Raw genomic sequence first — 16,540 nt, 5'->3', positions numbered from 1 at the left:
TATAACGGTGTGCGCAGGGCACCCACCAGTCATCCTGAACAGCACCTGAAACCACGGCGAAATTACAATTTCGCATAAATCCGTCATTTCAATGTCATGGCAGACTGGCAACCTTCAAGCATGTAACGCAACCGGTACAAAACCATGCGCCTTCTCAAATCGCTGTTCATGTCACACACCCGTCATCGCCAGTTCGCCTTGCTCGACGCCAAGGGCCATTGCCTGGCATTCAAGCAGTGCAGCCTGCCGCCTGCCGGCGAAGGCTGGGTGGAAGTGACCGAGACCCGGCTATGCTGGATGCACCGCCCGCTGCCGGCCAGCGCCCGGGTTCGCCCAGCGGTGATACACGCACAACCGCGCCAAGCGTTGGCCTCCTGACCACAACTCGAATAAAAGTCATAAAACACGTCCATTTCCCTGACGTTCTTCGCTACAATCTCCCCCCGATTATAAGGACGTCTCCTGATCGGGCCTCGCAGCAACGTTAATGCCTCGGTATTAACCTCAAGAATCGCCCACAGAGAGCCGCCCACACAGATCGAGTGAAGCTGGCGCGCTTGCTGTTTCCTTTGCAAACCACCCGCCTTTACCGAATCTGCCAGAGCTGCCATTGCGCTCGGCCACTTGAGTTGTTTGCCCGTTTTGCCGCATGTCGGCAAAAGTACCGCGGGCCAGGTGCCAGGCTGAGGCAGCCCTTTTTTGAGGTTCACGTCTTCAAAAGAGCGTGAAAAAACGGGTTTTCACAACTTCACAAGAGTGTGGCGAGCAAATGAATAGTTTGGCGTTTGTACAAGCACCATCAGCGTCTGGAACAGCCCAACCACACAGGATTGAGTACTCCTCGACAACGGGAGCTTGAGCCTGTCCGCTACGGATTGATTGCACCCATCGCACGCGTTGACCATAAGTCGAATTGCCACAGGCGCCCATGAATGCGTTCATAGGCGGATTAGGCAGGCAGGAAGCGTGCGCTGAAGTTGCAAAGAATTGCGAAACGGACATGGCGATCCTGGCCATGGGTAACCTGGGGCATCACGTGAACCGCCCCGTCACTCCTGGCAGCCATGCCGTCAATTTGGTGCTGCAGATTTTGGAGACGCGTTAAATGGCGCATAACGAAGCAGTCGACGTAGTTCTGGTAGGGGCCGGCATCATGAGTGCCACCCTGGCCGTTCTGCTCAAAGAGCTCGACCCCGGCCTCAAGCTGGAAGTCGTTGAGCTGATGGACTCGGGTGCAGCGGAGAGTTCCAACCCGTGGAACAACGCCGGTACCGGCCACGCCGGGCTGTGCGAGCTGAACTACACCCCGCAGGCCGCCGATGGTTCCATCGACATCAAGAAAGCCATCCACATCAACACCCAGTTTGAGGTGTCGAAGCAGTTCTGGGCGTACCTGACCAAAAAGGGCACCTTTGGCTCGTCCAAGTCCTTTATCAGCCCGGTGCCGCACCTGAGCTTCGTGCAGGGCGAAAAAGGCGTGTCGTTCCTCAAGAAGCGCTTTGAAACCCTCAGCCAGCACCACGCGTTTTCGGATATGCACTACACCGAAGACCGTAGCGAGATGGCCGAGTGGATGCCGCTGATGATGCCGGGGCGTCCGCTCGACGAAAAAATCGCCGCTACCCGTGTGATGAACGGCACCGACGTCAACTTCGGCGCCCTGACCAACCAGTTGCTCGGCCACCTGACCAGCTCGCCGGACGCTCAGGTCAAGTACAGCAAGCGCGTCACCGGCCTCAAGCGCAACGGTGCCGGCTGGACCGTGAGCATCAAGGACGTCAACAGCGGCAATAGCCGTGAAGTGGACGCCAAATTCGTGTTCCTTGGCGCCGGCGGCGCGGCGCTGCCCCTGCTGCAAGCCTCGGGCATCGAAGAGAGCAAAGGCTTCGGCGGCTTCCCGGTCAGCGGCCAGTGGCTGCGTTGCGACAACCCCGAAGTGGTCAAGCACCACCAGGCCAAGGTCTACAGCCAGGCCGCCGTGGGCTCGCCGCCGATGTCCGTGCCGCACCTGGATACCCGCGTGGTGGACGGCAAGAAGTCGTTGCTGTTCGGGCCATACGCCGGTTTCACCACCAAGTTCCTCAAGCACGGTTCGTTCCTCGACCTGCCGATGTCGATTCGCGCCGGCAATATCGGCCCGATGCTGGCCGTGGCCCGCGACAACATGGACCTGACCAAGTATCTGGTCAGCGAAGTTCGCCAATCCATGGAGCAACGCCTGGAATCCCTGCGCCGCTTCTACCCGCAGGCGAAAGCCGAAGACTGGCGCCTGGAAGTGGCCGGCCAACGGGTACAGATCATCAAGAAAGACCCGAAGAAAGGCGGCGTGCTGCAATTCGGCACCGAGCTGGTTGCCGCCAAGGACGGTTCGCTGGCCGCTCTGTTGGGCGCATCCCCAGGCGCTTCGGTGACCGTGTCGATCATGCTGGAACTGATCGAGCGTTGCTTCCCGGCCAAAGCCGCCGGCGAGTGGGCGACCAAGCTGCAGGAGATTTTCCCGGCTCGGGAAAAGGTACTGGAGACGGATGCCGAGCTGTATCGCAAGATCAACACGCAAAACAACATCAGCCTGGAACTGGTTGAGCAAAGCAACGAGGCCGAAAGCTACGCTTAAGGCATTGCCAAGCCATAAAAAAACGCCCCTCGGGGCGTTTTTTTCGCTCGGCGAATCAGTCGCGGGCGTTATCGATCAGCTCGATGTATTCGGCGGCGTTGCGCTGGTCCTTGATCAGATCAACAAATGTCTGGCCATGCTCATCCTTGCCATCCAGATCCAGGCCGGCCGCCTTGAAAAAACCCAGGAACCGCTCGAAGTCGTCGATACGCAGGCCACGGTAGGCCTTGATCAGCTTGTGCAGGGACGGTGAAGTCGCGTCGACCGGCTCGAAGTCCAGGAATAACTTGATCTGGTCGTCGCCAATCTCGTCACCAATCACCTGTTTCTTATCTTTACGCATTACCGACTCCAGCCTGCAGACATTACACGGGGTTTGAAGTCTACCTGCGGCGTGCAAGCTTCGAAAGCGCTGGAGACCCCTCCCACATTTGGATATTCAGCGTTTTTGCTATTGGGTACGGACCGCCCCGGTGTGCAAATCCGCCCAGATATGCCCATTGGCATAACTGAGGAACTGCACATATACCGTGTCATTGCGCAGCAGGTCGATGATCACGCGGTATTGGGCAACGGGATAAGACAGCGTCAGGGTCTTGGTCTTATCGTCGAACACCGGCTTTTTCAGGCTTTTGCTTTCGGCATCGAAGTTGAGCACTACCTGGGCAATGGTCGCGCCTTTATTCAGGGACTTGCCTTTGAGGCGGATCATCAGCGGCGAGGTCACCGGGATCGGTTGCTGGTTGGACTGGCGCTGATTGCCCACCACCACCGCGTACTCGGTGACTTGCAGCAACTGTTGCTGGTCAGGCGTTTCGGTGCGAAGGGTGAGGTCATCGGGCGGCAAGAATTGGCCGTGCATCGGGGCCGGGGCAGCGGCCAGAGGCAAACTGAGGGTCAGCGCCAGGGCGGCGCAGGTGCGAATCAACAGGCTCATGGGCCGCTCCGTGCGAGATAGCCCAGCACTGTAGCTCAATCGAACTGGGCAAGCATCCAGCGTTGATAGGCGAGCACATCGGCGTCGCCTTCACGCGGCGCCCAATCGGCCAGCTCCCCCACGCCTATCGGACGATAAGGCCCGGCCTTGCATTCGAACATGACCGTGTCGGGTTCCAGCACCACCAGGCCGTGGAAAACACCGGGCGGCAGATCAACGCCGGAGCACTCGCCGCCCGCCTGCATTACACGCTTGGCGATGACCTCCCCGGCGTCATTGAACACCAGCAACCCCAGGCGCCCCTGAAGCACCAGCAAGGTTTCCGCCTTGTCGGCGCTCAAGTGTCGATGGGGTGGCACGTACGTGTCCGGTTGCAGGCCCACGGCCAGGCGATGACACGGCTCTTGCATTTGGTGGAAGTTATGGTGATGCCGCCCGCGAGGGCTGGCGCCCGCTTTCTCGGCCAGTTCGGCAAATAGCGTCTGATCAAGAAAACGGGTCATGGCTTACATCCCTTTGACGGCGTAGATCCCATTGGCATTGCGCCAGTAGCCTTTGTAGTCCATGCCGTAACCAAAGATGTAGCGGTCGATGCACGGCAGGCCGACGTAATCGGCTTTCAGGTCCGGACGGGCTTTGCGATCGTGGTCTTTGTCGATCAGCACGGCGGTGTGCACTTTACGTGCGCCGGCGTGTTTGCAGAAGTCGATGATCGCTCCCAGGGTGTGACCTTCGTCGAGGATGTCGTCGATGATGAGTACGTCGCGGTCGATGAACGAGACTTCCGGCTTGGCTTTCCAGAACAGGTCGCCGCCGGTGGTTTCGTTGCGGTAGCGGGTGGCGTGCAGGTAGGACGCTTCCAATGGAAATTGCAGGTGAGTGAGCAATTTGCCGGCGAAGATCAAGCCGCCGTTCATCACGCAGAAAACCACCGGATTGGTGTCGGCCATTTCGCGGCTGATGTGTGCGCCGACCTTGGCGATCGCCTCTTCGACTTGCGCTTCAGTGTACAGGCAGTCAGCCTCGCGCATGATTTGACGGATATGCTCGAGATCAGCGGACATGGCGCTCTCCAAGGGGTGCTGTGGCAAGAAAAGCGGGCGAAGGTACGCTTCTCGTGCGCTCCGAGCAAGCCTTAATGGACTAACGTGCTAGATGTCTATAGGACAACACCCTCGGATAGATTAATCTAGGCCGGTTTTTTTGCCCGCCGCCGGAGCCTTTCCCATGCCCACTCGCGAGATCCGCCACCCGCTGATCCGACACAAGCTCGGCCTTATGCGCCGCGCCGACATTAGCACGAAGAATTTCCGTGAGCTTGCTCAGGAAGTCGGAGCGTTGCTCACTTACGAAGCCACCAAGGATTTGCCCCTGGAGAACTACGAGATCCCCGGTTGGGCCGGTCCCGTCCAGGTGGAAAAAATCGCCGGTAAAAAAATCACCGTGGTGCCGATCCTGCGCGCCGGTATCGGCATGCTCGAAGGCGTCCTCAGCCTGATTCCCGGCGCCAAGGTCAGCGCCGTGGGCGTAGCCCGCAATGAGCAAACCTTGCAGGCCCACACCTACCTGGAAAAACTTGTCCCGGAAATCGACGAGCGCCTGGCCATGATCATCGACCCGATGCTCGCCACCGGCAGTTCCATGGTCGCCACCATCGACCTGCTGAAAAAAGCTGGCTGCAAGGACATTCGTGCGATGGTGCTGGTCGCCGCCCCCGAAGGCATCGCCGCCGTCGAGAAAGCGCACCCCGACGTGCAGATCTACACCGCCTCGATCGATGAACGCCTGAACGAACACGGCTACATCATCCCGGGCCTGGGCGATGCCGGCGACAAGATCTTCGGCACCAAGCAGAAGGACGCGTGAGCATGCAGGATGAATTCAACGACCCGCTTTGGCGCCAGATCCTGTCTGGCGCACAAATGCTTTTTGTAGCATTTGGCGCGCTGGTGTTGATGCCGCTGATCACCGGTCTTGATCCAAACGTCGCACTGTTCACCGCCGGCCTGGGCACGTTGTTGTTCCAGGTGGTGACAGGCCGGCAGGTGCCGGTGTTCCTGGCCTCGAGCTTTGCCTTTATCACCCCGATCATCCTTGCCAAGGGCCAGTTCGGCCTCGCGGCAACCATGGGCGGCGTGATGGCGGCCGGTTTCGTTTATACGTTCCTGGGCCTGGCGGTGAAGGTCAAGGGCACCGGTTTTATCGACCGGCTGCTGCCGCCGGTGGTGATCGGGCCGGTGATCATTTCCATCGGCCTGGCCATGGCGCCGATTGCCGCGAACATGGCGATGGGCAAGTCCGGAGACGGTGCCGAGCTGATCCATTACCAGACGGCAATGATGATCTCGATGCCGGCGCTGCTCACCACGTTGATCGTGGCGGTGTTCGGCAAAGGTATTTTCCGCCTGGTGCCGATCATCTCCGGCGTGCTGGTGGGCTTTGCCATGGCGTTCTACTTTGGCGTAGTCGACACGGCAAAAATCGCCGCTGCACCCTGGTTCGCCCTACCCCACTTCACCGCACCGGAATTCAACTGGCAGGCCATCCTGTTTATCGTCCCGGTGGCCCTGGCCCCGGCGATCGAACACATCGGTGGTGTGATTGCGGTGGGTAGCGTGACCGGTCGCGACTATCTGAAGAAGCCTGGCCTGCATCGCACATTGCTTGGTGACGGCATCGCCACCACGGCCGCCGGCCTGTTTGGCGGCCCGCCGAACACGACTTACGCCGAAGTGACCGGCGCGGTGATGCTGACCAAGAACTACAACCCGAAAATCATGACCTGGGCTGCGGTGTTTGCCATCAGCCTGGCGTTTATCGGCAAGTTCGGCGCACTGCTGCAGAGTATTCCGGTACCGGTGATGGGCGGGATTCTGTGCTTGTTGTTCGGCTCGATTGCGGCCGTTGGCATGAACACACTGATTCGCCACAAGATCGACCTTGGAGAGGCGCGCAATCTGGTGATTGTGTCGGTAACCCTGGTGTTCGGGATTGGCGGCGTGCTGGTCGGTACCGGCACCGGCCCGGATGATTTCGGCCTCAAGGGCATCGCCCTGTGTGCGGTGGTAGCGATTGGTTTGAACCTGCTGCTGCCGGGCAATGATGGCTGGAAGAACAAGAAGCCGGATGAGCCGTTGCTGTAATTAGCAACACAAAACCAATGTGGGAGGGAGCAAGCCCCCTCCCACATTTGATTTCAGCGCCTGTTAGAGCTCGCCGAGACCATCGATCAGCGCCTGGTTCTGCTCCGGCGTACCGATGCTGATCCGCAGGAATTGAGCAATTCGCTCCTGCTTGAAGTGACGCACGATCACCCCTTGCTCACGCAGCTTGGCGGCCAATCCGGCTGCATCGTGCCGTGGGTGGCGAGCGAAGATGAAGTTGGCGGCCGAAGGCAGCACCTCAAAGCCTTTAGCCTCCAGCTGTGCGACCAGCGTGTTGCGGCTGTCGATCACCAACCGGCAGGTCCTGTCGAAGTACTCACGGTCGTCGAACGCCGCCGCCGCGCCGACCATCGCCAGGCGATCCAGCGGGTAGGAGTTGAAGCTGTTCTTGACCCGCTCCAGCGCCTCGATCAGGTCCGGGTGGCCCACGGCCAGGCCCACGCGCAAACCGGCCAGTGAGCGCGACTTGGACAGGGTCTGGGTCACCAGCAGGTTCGGGTAACGGTCCACCAGGCTGATGGCGGTTTCGCCGCCGAAGTCGATATACGCCTCATCGACCACCACCACCGAGTCGGGGCTGGCCTTAACGATCCGCTCCACCGCATCCAGTGCCAGCACGCAGCCGGTCGGCGCGTTCGGGTTGGGGAAGATAATCCCGCCGTTGGGCCTGGCGTAGTCCGCAACACGGATCTGGAACTGCTCGTCCAACCGCACCGGCTCGGACTTGATGCCATAGAGGCCGCAGTACACCGGATAGAAGCTGTAGCTGATATCCGGGAACAGCAGCGGCAGGTCGTGCTGGAACAGACCGTGGAAGATGTGCGCCAACACTTCATCGGAACCGTTACCGAGGAACACCTTGCCGGCGTCGATCCCGTAGTACTTGGCCACGGCCTGCTTGAGCAGGTCGCTGTTGGGGTCCGGATACAGGCGTAGGTTGTCGTTCAACTCGCCCTGCATCGCAACCAGCGCCTTGGGCGACGGGCCGTAGGGGTTTTCGTTGGTGTTGAGCTTGACCAGTTTGGTCAGCTTCGGCTGTTCACCAGGTACGTAAGGCACCAGGTCCTTGACGAACGGGCTCCAGAATTTGCTCATCTCAATTACCTTTCTTGTCGTCAAGGATGCGGTATTCAGCGCTGCGGGCGTGAGCGCTCAGGGATTCACCACGGGCCAGCACCGAAGCGGTCTTGCCCAGTTCGGAGGCACCCTGTGGGGAGCAGAAGATAATCGACGAGCGCTTCTGGAAGTCATACACCCCCAGCGGCGACGAGAATCGCGCGGTGCCGGAGGTCGGCAACACGTGGTTCGGGCCCGCGCAATAGTCGCCCAGGGCTTCGCTGGTGTGGCGGCCCATGAAGATCGCACCGGCGTGGCGAATCGATGGCAGCCACGCTTGCGGGTCGGCCACCGACAGTTCCAGGTGCTCCGGCGCGATGCGGTTGGCCACTTCGATGGCCTGCTCCATGTCACGCACCAGGATCAGGGCACCACGGCCATTGATTGACTTCTCGATGATCTCGGCGCGGTCCATGGTCGGCAGCAGCTTATTAATGCTGGCGGCGACCTTGTCGAGGAACTCGGCGTCCGGGCTGACGAGGATCGCCTGGGCGTCTTCGTCGTGCTCGGCCTGGGAGAACAGGTCCATGGCGATCCAGTCCGGATCGGTCTGGCCGTCGCACACCACCAGGATTTCCGAGGGGCCGGCGATCATATCGATGCCGACCTGGCCAAACACGTGGCGTTTGGCGGTGGCGACATAGATGTTGCCCGGGCCGACCACCTTGTCGACCTTCGGCACGCTTTCGGTGCCATAGGCCAACGCCGCGACAGCTTGAGCGCCACCGATGGTGAACACCCGGTCCACGCCGGCGATGCAAGCGGCTGCCAGCACCAGCTCGTTGATTTCACCGCGCGGGGTCGGTACCACCATGACCACTTCAGTCACGCCCGCCACTTTGGCGGGAATCGCGTTCATCAACACCGATGACGGGTACGACGCCTTGCCACCCGGCACGTAGAGGCCCGCCCGGTCCAGCGGCGTGACCTTCTGGCCCAGCACGGTGCCGTCGGCCTCGGTGTAGCTCCAGGAATCCTGTTTCTGCTTTTCGTGGTAGCTGCGCACGCGTGCTGCCGCGACTTCCAGGGCTTCGCGCTGTGGTGCGGTGATGCGCGTCAGGGCCAGTTCCAGGCGTTCGCGAGGCAGGATCAAGTCTGCCATGGACTTGACGTCCAGGCCGTCGAACTGGCGGGTGAAATCCACCAGCGCTGCGTCACCGCGCTCGCGCACAGCCTTGATGATGTCGAGTACTCGCTGATTGACCGAGTCGTCGGACACGCTTTCCCAGCTCAGCAAATGATCCAGATGATGGGCGAAATCCGGGTCGGCAGCGTTGAGTCGGGCAATTGCAGTGGACGTGGTCATAGCGAGGGCCTCAATAGAATTGGCAAAAACTCAGGCGCCCTAAACTAGCAGTCGTTTCCGCTTGGGCACCTGAGAATTCTGGCTATGAGGCGGATAGACGGGCGCAGCTTTTCAGCTACGCGGGTAGGTCAACCGCGGTGTCGAGACTCCACGGCGGTGCGCAGGGTGTCGATCAACGCCTGGATACGGGCGTGTTGCATCTTCATCGATGCTTTGTTGACGATCAGGCGGGAACTGATGTCGGCGATAAAGTCCTGAGGCTCGAGACCGTTGGCACGCAGGGTGTTGCCGGTGTCGACCACGTCGATGATCTTGTCGGCCAGGCCGATCAATGGCGCCAACTCCATCGAGCCATAGAGTTTGATGATATCGACCTGACGGCCTTGTTCGGCGTAGTAGCGCTTGGCGACGTTGACGAACTTGGTGGCCACGCGCAGGCGACCCTTGGGCTCGACATCACCGACACGGCCGGCGGTCATCAGCTTGCACAGGGCAATACGCAGGTCCAGCGGCTCGTACAGGCCCTGGCCACCGTACTCCATCAGCACGTCTTTACCGGCGACGCCCAGGTCGGCTGCACCATGCTCAACGTAGGTCGGCACGTCGGTAGCCCGCACGATCAGCAGACGGACGTCATCCTGGGTCGTGGGGATGATCAGCTTGCGGCTCTTGTCCGGATTCTCGGTCGGCACGATGCCCGCTTCAGCCAGAAGCGGCAAGGTGTCGTCAAGGATGCGGCCCTTGGACAGTGCGATGGTCAACATGGGAAACGTCAGTCCTTCATCAGGCTATTGCTGTCCGGACGCAAACGGCGCCAGACACAGATCGAGGCCATTACAGCCTCGATTTGAAACCAATTCAGCGAGCGGCCAGCGGGTACCGGCTGTGGTGAACGGGCTTGCCCGCTCACCACAGCAAGCCCGGGGCTAGCCCGGTACGCGGCGGATCTTGGCGCCGAGCATCTGCAGTTTTTCTTCGATGCACTCGTAACCACGGTCAATGTGGTAGATGCGGTCGATCAGGGTATCGCCTTCAGCGATCAATGCCGAAATGACCAGGCTGGCCGAAGCGCGCAGGTCAGTCGCCATCACCGGCGCGCCCTTGAGCTTCTCGGTGCCGGTGACGATGGCAGTGTTGCCCTCGACCTGGATCTTCGCGCCCATGCGGTGCAGTTCATACACGTGCATGAAACGGTTTTCGAAAATGGTCTCGATTACCGCGCCGGTGCCTTCGGCAATGGCGTTCAGGGAGATGAACTGCGCTTGCATGTCGGTCGGGAAGGCCGGGTACGGAGCGGTACGCACGTTGACGGCCTTCGGACGCTTGCCGTGCATGTTCAGCTCGATCCAGTCTTCACCGGTGGTGATTTCGGCACCGGCTTCACGCAGTTTTTCCAGGACCGCTTCCAGGATAGTCGGATCGGTGTCCTTGACCTTGACGCGACCACCGGTAACGGCGGCAGCAACCAGGTAGGTACCGGTTTCGATGCGGTCGGGCATGACCTTGTAGGTGGCGCTGTGCAGGCGCTCTACGCCGTCGATGGTAATGGTGTCGGTGCCAGCACCGGAAACCTTCGCACCCATGGCGTTCAGGAAGTTGGCCAGGTCGACCACTTCCGGCTCGCGCGCGGCGTTTTGCAGCACGCTGCGGCCTTTGGCCAGGGCCGCGGCCATCATGATGTTCTCGGTACCGGTCACGCTGACGGTATCAAAGAAGAAGTTCGCGCCACGCAGGCCGCCTTCCGGTGCCTTGGCCTTGATGTAGCCGCCTTCGACGTCAATGACTGCGCCCATGGCTTCCAGGCCACGGATGTGCAGGTCCACCGGACGCGAACCGATGGCGCACCCACCGGGCAACGCCACTTCGGCTTCGCCGAAACGAGCAACCATCGGGCCCAGCACAAGGATCGACGCACGCATGGTTTTCACCAGTTCGTACGGGGCGATCAGGGTTTTGATGGTGCGCGGGTCGATTTCGACCGCCAGCTTCTCGTCAATCACCGGCTCGATGCCCATGCGACCGAACAGCTCGATCATGGTGGTGATGTCGTGCAGGTGTGGCAGGTTGGCCACGGTTACCGGGCCATCGCATAGCAGGGTCGCTGCCAGGATCGGCAAGGCGGAGTTTTTCGCACCGGAAATGCGGATCTCGCCATCAAGGCGGGCACCGCCGGTAATAATCAATTTATCCATAAGAATCTCGACGCCTTGGGGGCTCAGGTGCGCTCGGCCCAGGCCGCGCGGCTGAAAAATTTCATAGTGACCGCATGGATGCTGCCATCGGTGATCCATGGGTTCAAATGGGCATAGATCTGCTGCTGACGCTTGACCGGGCTCAATGCCGCCAGTTCATCGCTAATCACATTCAGCTGGAAATTGCAGCCTTCGCCTTCAACTTCAACAGTCGTTTCCGGCAGCTTTCCTTCAAGGAAGCTCTTCACTTCGTTGGCCTGCATGCTCAACCTCTATCGGCGCCCAGTGCGCACGGGTCGCACATCATACAAAAAAGCCCCGCGCCTGCGAACCCCGCATAGCAGGACTCTGACGGGGGGCTTCTTAATAATGTGTATTAAGGATGCGCCAGCAGCTCGGTTAACCCGGAAACTTCGGCGATTTCGCGCATGTCTTCCGGCAAAGCGCGGACGCTGACCGGCTTTTTGGCCGCGCCTGCGTCACGCATGAAGCACAACAGCAACGACAAACCAACACTGCTGGACTTGGTCACCGCCGAGCAATCCAACACCAGCGCCGGAGCATTGCTGGCCATGATCAGGGCCTGGCCCTGTTTGCGCAGGTCCGGCCCGGTGCGGTAATCCAGCACGCCGCTGAGGAACAACTCCCCGGCGTCGCCAAGACGAACAGCCGACTCGGTCATTGCGCGGACTTCCCTGCTTCCTTGTCGGAAGTTTCCTTGGCCTTGGCGACTTCACCGGCCCAACCGTTGATGGTCTTGTCCAGATCATTGCCATTACGCTGCATGGCGTCGGCGAACTGGTCACGGAACAGCTTGCCGATGTTGATGCCGTTGATGATCACGTTACGCAGCTTCCACTCGCCGTTGACCTTCTCCAGCGTGTACTGCACAGGGTAAACGGCGCCATTGTTGCCCTTGACGCTCATGTTGACGCTGGTGCGATCACCCGACTCATCGCCGGCTGGGGCGACGGTAATGCCCTGGTTGTTGTATTCAAGCAGCGCGTTGCCGTAGAACTGGAACAGGCCTTTCTTGAAGTTTTCCTGGAAGGTCTGCATCTGCGCCGGGGTAGCCTTGCGCGAATACTTGACCGTCATGATGCTGCGGGAAATACCTTCGGCATCGACAACCGGGCCGACGATGGTATTGAGCGCGTTATAGAACTGACTGGGATCTTGCTTGTACTTTTCCTTGTTGGCCGACAGGTCGGCCAACATCTTGTTAGTAGTGTCCTGCACCAGTTCGTGCGCAGAACCCGCCGCGTTAGCCATCAATGGCAGCGCTGCAAGCAGTACCAGGAGGCCACGTCGCAAGGTAGAGATCATGTACACATTCCTCATTTGGCGTCTTTATTGACCGTATTGAGCAGGAATTTACCGATCAGGTCTTCCAGTACCAACGACGACTGTGTGTCGTGGATGGTCGAGCCATCCTTGAGCAGGGCTGTCTCCCCGCCCACGCTGACACCGATGTACTTCTCGCCCAGCAGACCCGCAGTGAGGATAGATGCAGTGGAGTCAGTCGGCAGATTATCGACCTTCTTGTCCAGTTGCATCGTCACTCGACCGGTGAAGCTGTCGCGGTCCAGATCGATTGCCGTGACCTTGCCGATGGTGACACCGGCCATCGTCACTTTAGCTCTGACAGTCAAACCGGCGATATTGTCGAAATATGCGTAAAGTTTATAAGTATCGGCGGTGGGGCTGGCCGAAAGGCCGCTGACTCGCAGGGCCAGCAACAGTAAAGCCAGGATGCCAGCCAGCAAGAAAAGGCCGACACCGATTTCCACAGTGCGGTTTTGCATCAGAAATCTCCAAACATCAAGGCGGTCAAAATAAAGTCAAGACCCAGTACCGCCAGCGAGGCGTACACAACGGTCTTGGTGGTGGCGCGACTGATCCCTTCTGAGGTGGGCTCACAGTCATAGCCTTGGAAAACGGCGATCCAGGTCACGACAAAAGCGAAGACAATGCTCTTTATGATGCCATTGAGCACGTCACCGCTGAAGGTCACGCTGTTCTGCATGTTGCCCCAGTACGAGCCGTCATAGACGCCCAGCCAGTCGACCGCCACCCAGGAACCGCCCCAGATCCCCACCACACTGAAGATCATCGCCAGCAGTGGCAGGGAAATGAAGCCGGCCCACAGGCGCGGGGCAACAATGTACTTGAGCGGGTCCACGCCGATCATTTCGAGGCTGGACAATTGCTCGGTGGACTTCATGTTGCCGATCTCGGCGGTCAACGCCGAACCGGCACGGCCCGCAAACAGCAACGCAGTGACCACCGGCCCCAGCTCACGTAGCAGCGTAAGGGCAACCATCTGCCCAACGGCCTGCTCCGAACCGTAGCCGGAAAGGATATTGAAGCCCTGCAACGCCAGCACCATGCCGATGAAAATCCCGGAAACCACGATGATCACCAGGGACATCACGCCTACCGAATGCAGCTGCTTGATCAACAGGCCGAAGCCGCCGCCAATGCCACCGCGCCCGAGCAAGGCGTGGAACAGGAAAATAGTCGAACGGCCCAGCACTTCGACAATGTCGATGCCGGAGCGACCGAAAAGGCGAACCTTCTCGATTAGAGATGTCTTGCGCATCAGCGCTTCCCAGAAGATCTGAGCGGTAATCCGCCGCCGGAAAGTGAAAAGGCACAGGGCCATCGGGATCGCCGGTCATGAATTGGCGAATGCGCGGGTTATCGGCGTTCATCAGTTCTTCAGGCGTGCCCTGCCCCAATACCTGGCCATCGCCTACCACATAGAGGTAATCGGCAATGCTCGCGGTTTCTGCAAGATCGTGGGACACCACGATGCTGGTGATGCCCAGTGCGTCGTTGAGCAGGCGGATCAAGCGCACCAGAACGCCCATGGCGATCGGGTCCTGGCCGACGAAGGGCTCGTCGTACATGAGGATCTGGGGGTCGAGGGCAATCGCGCGCGCCAGGGCCACACGCCGCTTCATACCGCCGGAGAGCTCGTCGGGCATCAGGTCGATAGCTCCGCGAAGGCCCACGGCCTGCAGTTTCAGCAGGACAATGTCACGAATCATTTCATCAGACAGCTGGGTATGCACTCGCAGCGGAAAGGCCACGTTCTCGAACACATCCAGGTCGGTGAACAGCGCACCGCTCTGGAACAGCACACCCATGTGCTTGCGCGCATCGAACAGATCGCTGCGCGACAGCGTCGGCAGGTTCTGGCCGTTGACCCACACTTCGCCGGCGCTGGGGCGCAATTGCATGCCCATCAGGCGCAACAGGGTGGTCTTGCCGCAACCGGACGGCCCCATGATGCCCGTGACCTTGCCACGGGGAATGCGAATATCGACATTATTGAAGATGCTGCGCGTCCCGCGCTTGAAGGTCAGTCCCTTCAGCTCGACCGCGTAAGCGTTATCGGCACTCATCTAAACTCCTTGGGATGCAGCCTTTCACTCAGACACCACGCATGCGATAAACCTATTCAACGGTTACGCAACAGATAGCCACGTGGGCTGGGCGGACCGAACTGGCGGCGAACTATATCACTGCTGGTACAACGCGCCCAAGGCCGGAACGGTGCTTGTTCAGATCCGGGACAGTGAAAAAACGTTGCCAGGCATGAATCTCGGGCTAGCGCGGAATAAAGCCTGACGAACTTGTGTGAGGGAATTGATCATTACCGCTATAATCGCCGACTTTTCGTCAGGCTATACGATTTCAGACATGAGCCAATCCAGCGACCTTATTCAATCCGCGCAACGCACCATCCGCCTCGAGCTTGAAGCCGTAGAAGGCTTACTGGCGCATATCGACGCAGATTTCGTACGCGCCTGCGAGATGATTCTGGCCAGCAAGGGCCGCGTTGTCGTGGTCGGCATGGGCAAGTCCGGCCATGTCGGCAACAAAATCGCCGCCACCCTGGCCAGCACCGGGACCACCGCGTTCTTCGTGCATCCGGCCGAAGCGAGCCACGGCGACATGGGCATGATCACCAAGGATGACGTCATCCTGGCGCTGTCCAACTCCGGCACCACCAACGAAATCGTGACCTTGCTGCCACTGATCAAGCGCCTCGGGATCCAGATGATCAGCCTCACCGGCAACCCGGACTCGACGCTGGCCAAGGCCGCCGAGGTGAACCTCAATGTTCACGTGGCCCACGAGGCCTGCCCGCTGAACCTGGCACCGACCTCCTCCACCACCGCCGCGCTGGTCATGGGCGATGCGCTCGCCGTGGCGTTGCTGGAAGCCCGCGGGTTCACCGCCGAGGACTTCGCGTTTTCACATCCTGGCGGAGCCCTGGGCCGCCGCCTGCTGCTGAAAGTCGAAAATGTCATGCATTCGGGCGATGAATTGCCCCACGTCCAGCGCGGCACCCTGTTGAAGGACGCGCTGATGGAAATGACCCGCAAGGGCCTGGGCATGACCGTGATCCTGGAAACCGACGGTCGCCTGGCCGGCGTGTTTACCGACGGTGATTTGCGCCGCACCCTGGACCGTACCATCGATATTCACACCGCCACCATCGACGCGGTCATGACCCCTCACGGCAAGACCGCACGCCCTGAAATGCTGGCAGCCGAAGCATTGAAGATCATGGAAGACCACAAGATCGGCGCGCTGGTAGTGGTCGATAGCCACGACCATCCGGTTGGCGCCCTGAATATGCACGACTTGCTGCGTGCGGGAGTGATGTAAATGACCAGCGACCTGCTGCAACGCGGCAAACACATCAAACTGGCGATTTTCGACGTAGACGGCGTGCTGACTGACGGGCGCCTGTATTTCCTCGAAGACGGCAGCGAATTCAAGACGTTCAACACCCTCGACGGCCAGGGCATCAAGATGCTGATGGCGGCGGGCGTGCAAACGGCGATTATCAGCGGTCGAAAAACCCCCGTTGTGGAACGCCGCGCACAAAACCTGGGAATTGCTCACCTGTATCAGGGTCGCGAGGATAAACTGGTGGTTCTGGACGAGCTTCTTGGCCAACTCAACCTAAGCTATGAGCAGGTCGCCTACCTGGGTGATGATCTGCCGGACTTGCCGGTCATTCGCCGAGTGGGCCTGGGCATGGCGGTCGCCAATGCGGCGGCATTCGTTCGCGAACACGCCCATGGCATCACCACCGCCCGTGGCGGAGAAGGCGCTGCCCGCGAGTTCTGCGAGCTGATCCTGCGTGCCCAGGGCAGCCTTGAAGCGGCCCACGCCGCCTACCTATAGAGC

The 16,540-nt window shown here is 60.0% G+C and carries 19 protein-coding genes and 1 pseudogene; 6 read left to right on the top strand and 14 right to left on the bottom strand.

Going from position 1 to position 16,540, the window contains the following annotated elements; genetic code table 11:
• The first annotated feature begins 144 nt into the window (after positions 1 to 144).
• Together AB4O25_RS23045 and mqo are read left to right on the top strand one after the other, a co-directional pair.
• Complete coding sequence (locus tag AB4O25_RS23045) at positions 145 to 378, top strand: hypothetical protein (protein WP_460150004.1); 234 nt, start codon at positions 145 to 147, stop codon at positions 376 to 378.
• Between the two features lie 727 nt (positions 379 to 1,105).
• Positions 1,106 to 2,614: a malate dehydrogenase (quinone) gene (mqo, locus tag AB4O25_RS23040; protein ID WP_017526150.1), complete on the top strand. Its 1,509-nt coding sequence runs from the start codon at positions 1,106 to 1,108 to the stop codon at positions 2,612 to 2,614.
• A 55-nt stretch (positions 2,615 to 2,669) separates the two neighbouring features.
• Here mqo and AB4O25_RS23035 read toward each other — a convergent pair whose 3' ends face one another.
• The 4 genes from AB4O25_RS23035 to AB4O25_RS23020 all read right to left on the bottom strand — a co-directional run bounded on the left by AB4O25_RS23035 (position 2,670) and on the right by AB4O25_RS23020 (position 4,615).
• Complete coding sequence (locus AB4O25_RS23035) at positions 2,670 to 2,957, bottom strand: PA4642 family protein (RefSeq protein WP_017526149.1); 288 nt, start codon at positions 2,955 to 2,957, stop codon at positions 2,670 to 2,672.
• 108 nt (positions 2,958 to 3,065) lie between these two features.
• A complete protein-coding gene (locus tag AB4O25_RS23030) occupies positions 3,066 to 3,551 on the bottom strand; it encodes a hypothetical protein (protein WP_116078449.1) in 486 nt (161 codons plus the stop codon).
• Positions 3,552 to 3,586: 35 nt separating this feature from the next.
• Positions 3,587 to 4,054 carry a WbuC family cupin fold metalloprotein gene (locus tag AB4O25_RS23025; protein WP_017526147.1) on the bottom strand — a complete coding sequence of 156 codons (468 nt, stop codon included), beginning with the start codon at positions 4,052 to 4,054 and terminating at the stop codon, positions 3,587 to 3,589.
• Between the two features lie 3 nt (positions 4,055 to 4,057).
• Positions 4,058 to 4,615 carry a hypoxanthine-guanine phosphoribosyltransferase gene (locus AB4O25_RS23020; protein ID WP_017526146.1) on the bottom strand — a complete coding sequence of 186 codons (558 nt, stop codon included), beginning with the start codon at positions 4,613 to 4,615 and terminating at the stop codon, positions 4,058 to 4,060.
• Positions 4,616 to 4,778: 163 nt separating this feature from the next.
• Here AB4O25_RS23020 and upp point away from each other — a divergent pair, with 163 nt between their 5' ends.
• Complete coding sequence (gene upp, locus AB4O25_RS23015) at positions 4,779 to 5,417, top strand: uracil phosphoribosyltransferase (RefSeq protein WP_017526145.1); 639 nt, start codon at positions 4,779 to 4,781, stop codon at positions 5,415 to 5,417.
• Positions 5,418 to 5,419: 2 nt separating this feature from the next.
• Entirely contained in the window at positions 5,420 to 6,694 is a 1,275-nt protein-coding gene (locus AB4O25_RS23010; RefSeq protein ID WP_017526144.1) for a uracil-xanthine permease family protein, read from the top strand.
• Between the two features lie 63 nt (positions 6,695 to 6,757).
• Here AB4O25_RS23010 and hisC read toward each other — a convergent pair whose 3' ends face one another.
• From hisC to AB4O25_RS22960, 10 genes and pseudogenes are all read right to left on the bottom strand, one after another.
• Positions 6,758 to 7,810 carry a histidinol-phosphate transaminase gene (gene hisC, locus AB4O25_RS23005; RefSeq protein WP_460150003.1) on the bottom strand — a complete coding sequence of 351 codons (1,053 nt, stop codon included), beginning with the start codon at positions 7,808 to 7,810 and terminating at the stop codon, positions 6,758 to 6,760.
• A 1-nt stretch (position 7,811) separates the two neighbouring features.
• Positions 7,812 to 9,137, bottom strand: coding sequence for a histidinol dehydrogenase (gene hisD / locus AB4O25_RS23000; RefSeq protein ID WP_017526142.1), 1,326 nt, complete (start codon positions 9,135 to 9,137; stop codon positions 7,812 to 7,814).
• Positions 9,138 to 9,265: 128 nt separating this feature from the next.
• Positions 9,266 to 9,901 carry an ATP phosphoribosyltransferase gene (hisG, locus tag AB4O25_RS22995; RefSeq protein ID WP_003171824.1) on the bottom strand — a complete coding sequence of 212 codons (636 nt, stop codon included), beginning with the start codon at positions 9,899 to 9,901 and terminating at the stop codon, positions 9,266 to 9,268.
• A 162-nt stretch (positions 9,902 to 10,063) separates the two neighbouring features.
• Entirely contained in the window at positions 10,064 to 11,329 is a 1,266-nt protein-coding gene (gene murA / locus AB4O25_RS22990) for a UDP-N-acetylglucosamine 1-carboxyvinyltransferase (protein ID WP_017526140.1), read from the bottom strand.
• A 23-nt stretch (positions 11,330 to 11,352) separates the two neighbouring features.
• A complete protein-coding gene (locus AB4O25_RS22985) occupies positions 11,353 to 11,592 on the bottom strand; it encodes a BolA family protein (protein WP_003171818.1) in 240 nt (79 codons plus the stop codon).
• Between the two features lie 113 nt (positions 11,593 to 11,705).
• Complete coding sequence (locus AB4O25_RS22980) at positions 11,706 to 12,011, bottom strand: STAS domain-containing protein (RefSeq protein ID WP_017526139.1); 306 nt, start codon at positions 12,009 to 12,011, stop codon at positions 11,706 to 11,708.
• Positions 12,008 to 12,655 carry an MlaC/ttg2D family ABC transporter substrate-binding protein gene (locus AB4O25_RS22975; protein WP_017526138.1) on the bottom strand — a complete coding sequence of 216 codons (648 nt, stop codon included), beginning with the start codon at positions 12,653 to 12,655 and terminating at the stop codon, positions 12,008 to 12,010. Before AB4O25_RS22975 ends, AB4O25_RS22980 begins: the two co-directional genes overlap by 4 nt.
• An 11-nt stretch (positions 12,656 to 12,666) precedes the next feature.
• The gene (gene mlaD / locus AB4O25_RS22970; protein ID WP_003171814.1) at positions 12,667 to 13,134 is read right to left on the bottom strand and encodes an outer membrane lipid asymmetry maintenance protein MlaD; all 468 of its coding nucleotides are present in this window, start codon (positions 13,132 to 13,134) and stop codon (positions 12,667 to 12,669) included.
• Positions 13,134 to 13,931, bottom strand: a complete 798-nt coding sequence (gene mlaE / locus AB4O25_RS22965) for a lipid asymmetry maintenance ABC transporter permease subunit MlaE (protein ID WP_017526137.1) — start codon at positions 13,929 to 13,931, stop codon at positions 13,134 to 13,136. Before mlaE ends, mlaD begins: the two co-directional genes overlap by 1 nt.
• 7 nt (positions 13,932 to 13,938) lie before the next feature.
• A pseudogene (locus AB4O25_RS22960) lies at positions 13,939 to 14,739 on the bottom strand (ATP-binding cassette domain-containing protein); the annotation flags it as partial.
• A 298-nt stretch (positions 14,740 to 15,037) separates the two neighbouring features.
• On the opposite strand from AB4O25_RS22960, the gene AB4O25_RS22955 reads away from it, so the two are divergent.
• Both AB4O25_RS22955 and AB4O25_RS22950 read left to right on the top strand, forming a co-directional pair.
• Positions 15,038 to 16,012, top strand: coding sequence for a KpsF/GutQ family sugar-phosphate isomerase (locus AB4O25_RS22955; RefSeq protein WP_017526136.1), 975 nt, complete (start codon positions 15,038 to 15,040; stop codon positions 16,010 to 16,012).
• Complete coding sequence (locus AB4O25_RS22950) at positions 16,013 to 16,537, top strand: KdsC family phosphatase (RefSeq protein ID WP_003171809.1); 525 nt, start codon at positions 16,013 to 16,015, stop codon at positions 16,535 to 16,537. It abuts the gene before it with no gap.
• Positions 16,538 to 16,540: the final 3 nt, after the last annotated feature.

It is taken from the genome of Pseudomonas sp. S3_A03 (assembly GCF_054668275.1).
Note: the sequence above shows the minus strand (reverse complement) of the source record. Positions and strands in the feature narration are given on the sequence as shown.

Coding starts and splice junctions, on each gene's coding strand:
- AB4O25_RS23025 (WP_017526147.1), bottom strand. CDS start 4,054: ATGACCCGTTTTCTTGATCAGACGCTATTTGCCGAACTGGCCGAGAAA.
- AB4O25_RS23010 (WP_017526144.1), top strand. CDS start 5,420: ATGCAGGATGAATTCAACGACCCGCTTTGGCGCCAGATCCTGTCTGGC.
- hisC (WP_460150003.1), bottom strand. CDS start 7,810: ATGAGCAAATTCTGGAGCCCGTTCGTCAAGGACCTGGTGCCTTACGTA.
- murA (WP_017526140.1), bottom strand. CDS start 11,329: ATGGATAAATTGATTATTACCGGCGGTGCCCGCCTTGATGGCGAGATC.
- mlaE (WP_017526137.1), bottom strand. CDS start 13,931: ATGCGCAAGACATCTCTAATCGAGAAGGTTCGCCTTTTCGGTCGCTCC.
- AB4O25_RS22985 (WP_003171818.1), bottom strand. CDS start 11,592: ATGCAGGCCAACGAAGTGAAGAGCTTCCTTGAAGGAAAGCTGCCGGAA.
- AB4O25_RS22950 (WP_003171809.1), top strand. CDS start 16,013: ATGACCAGCGACCTGCTGCAACGCGGCAAACACATCAAACTGGCGATT.
- upp (WP_017526145.1), top strand. CDS start 4,779: ATGCCCACTCGCGAGATCCGCCACCCGCTGATCCGACACAAGCTCGGC.
- AB4O25_RS23020 (WP_017526146.1), bottom strand. CDS start 4,615: ATGTCCGCTGATCTCGAGCATATCCGTCAAATCATGCGCGAGGCTGAC.
- AB4O25_RS22980 (WP_017526139.1), bottom strand. CDS start 12,011: ATGACCGAGTCGGCTGTTCGTCTTGGCGACGCCGGGGAGTTGTTCCTC.
- mqo (WP_017526150.1), top strand. CDS start 1,106: ATGGCGCATAACGAAGCAGTCGACGTAGTTCTGGTAGGGGCCGGCATC.
- mlaD (WP_003171814.1), bottom strand. CDS start 13,134: ATGCAAAACCGCACTGTGGAAATCGGTGTCGGCCTTTTCTTGCTGGCT.
- hisD (WP_017526142.1), bottom strand. CDS start 9,137: ATGACCACGTCCACTGCAATTGCCCGACTCAACGCTGCCGACCCGGAT.
- AB4O25_RS23030 (WP_116078449.1), bottom strand. CDS start 3,551: ATGAGCCTGTTGATTCGCACCTGCGCCGCCCTGGCGCTGACCCTCAGT.
- AB4O25_RS22975 (WP_017526138.1), bottom strand. CDS start 12,655: ATGATCTCTACCTTGCGACGTGGCCTCCTGGTACTGCTTGCAGCGCTG.
- hisG (WP_003171824.1), bottom strand. CDS start 9,901: ATGTTGACCATCGCACTGTCCAAGGGCCGCATCCTTGACGACACCTTG.
- AB4O25_RS23035 (WP_017526149.1), bottom strand. CDS start 2,957: ATGCGTAAAGATAAGAAACAGGTGATTGGTGACGAGATTGGCGACGAC.
- AB4O25_RS22955 (WP_017526136.1), top strand. CDS start 15,038: ATGAGCCAATCCAGCGACCTTATTCAATCCGCGCAACGCACCATCCGC.
- AB4O25_RS23045 (WP_460150004.1), top strand. CDS start 145: ATGCGCCTTCTCAAATCGCTGTTCATGTCACACACCCGTCATCGCCAG.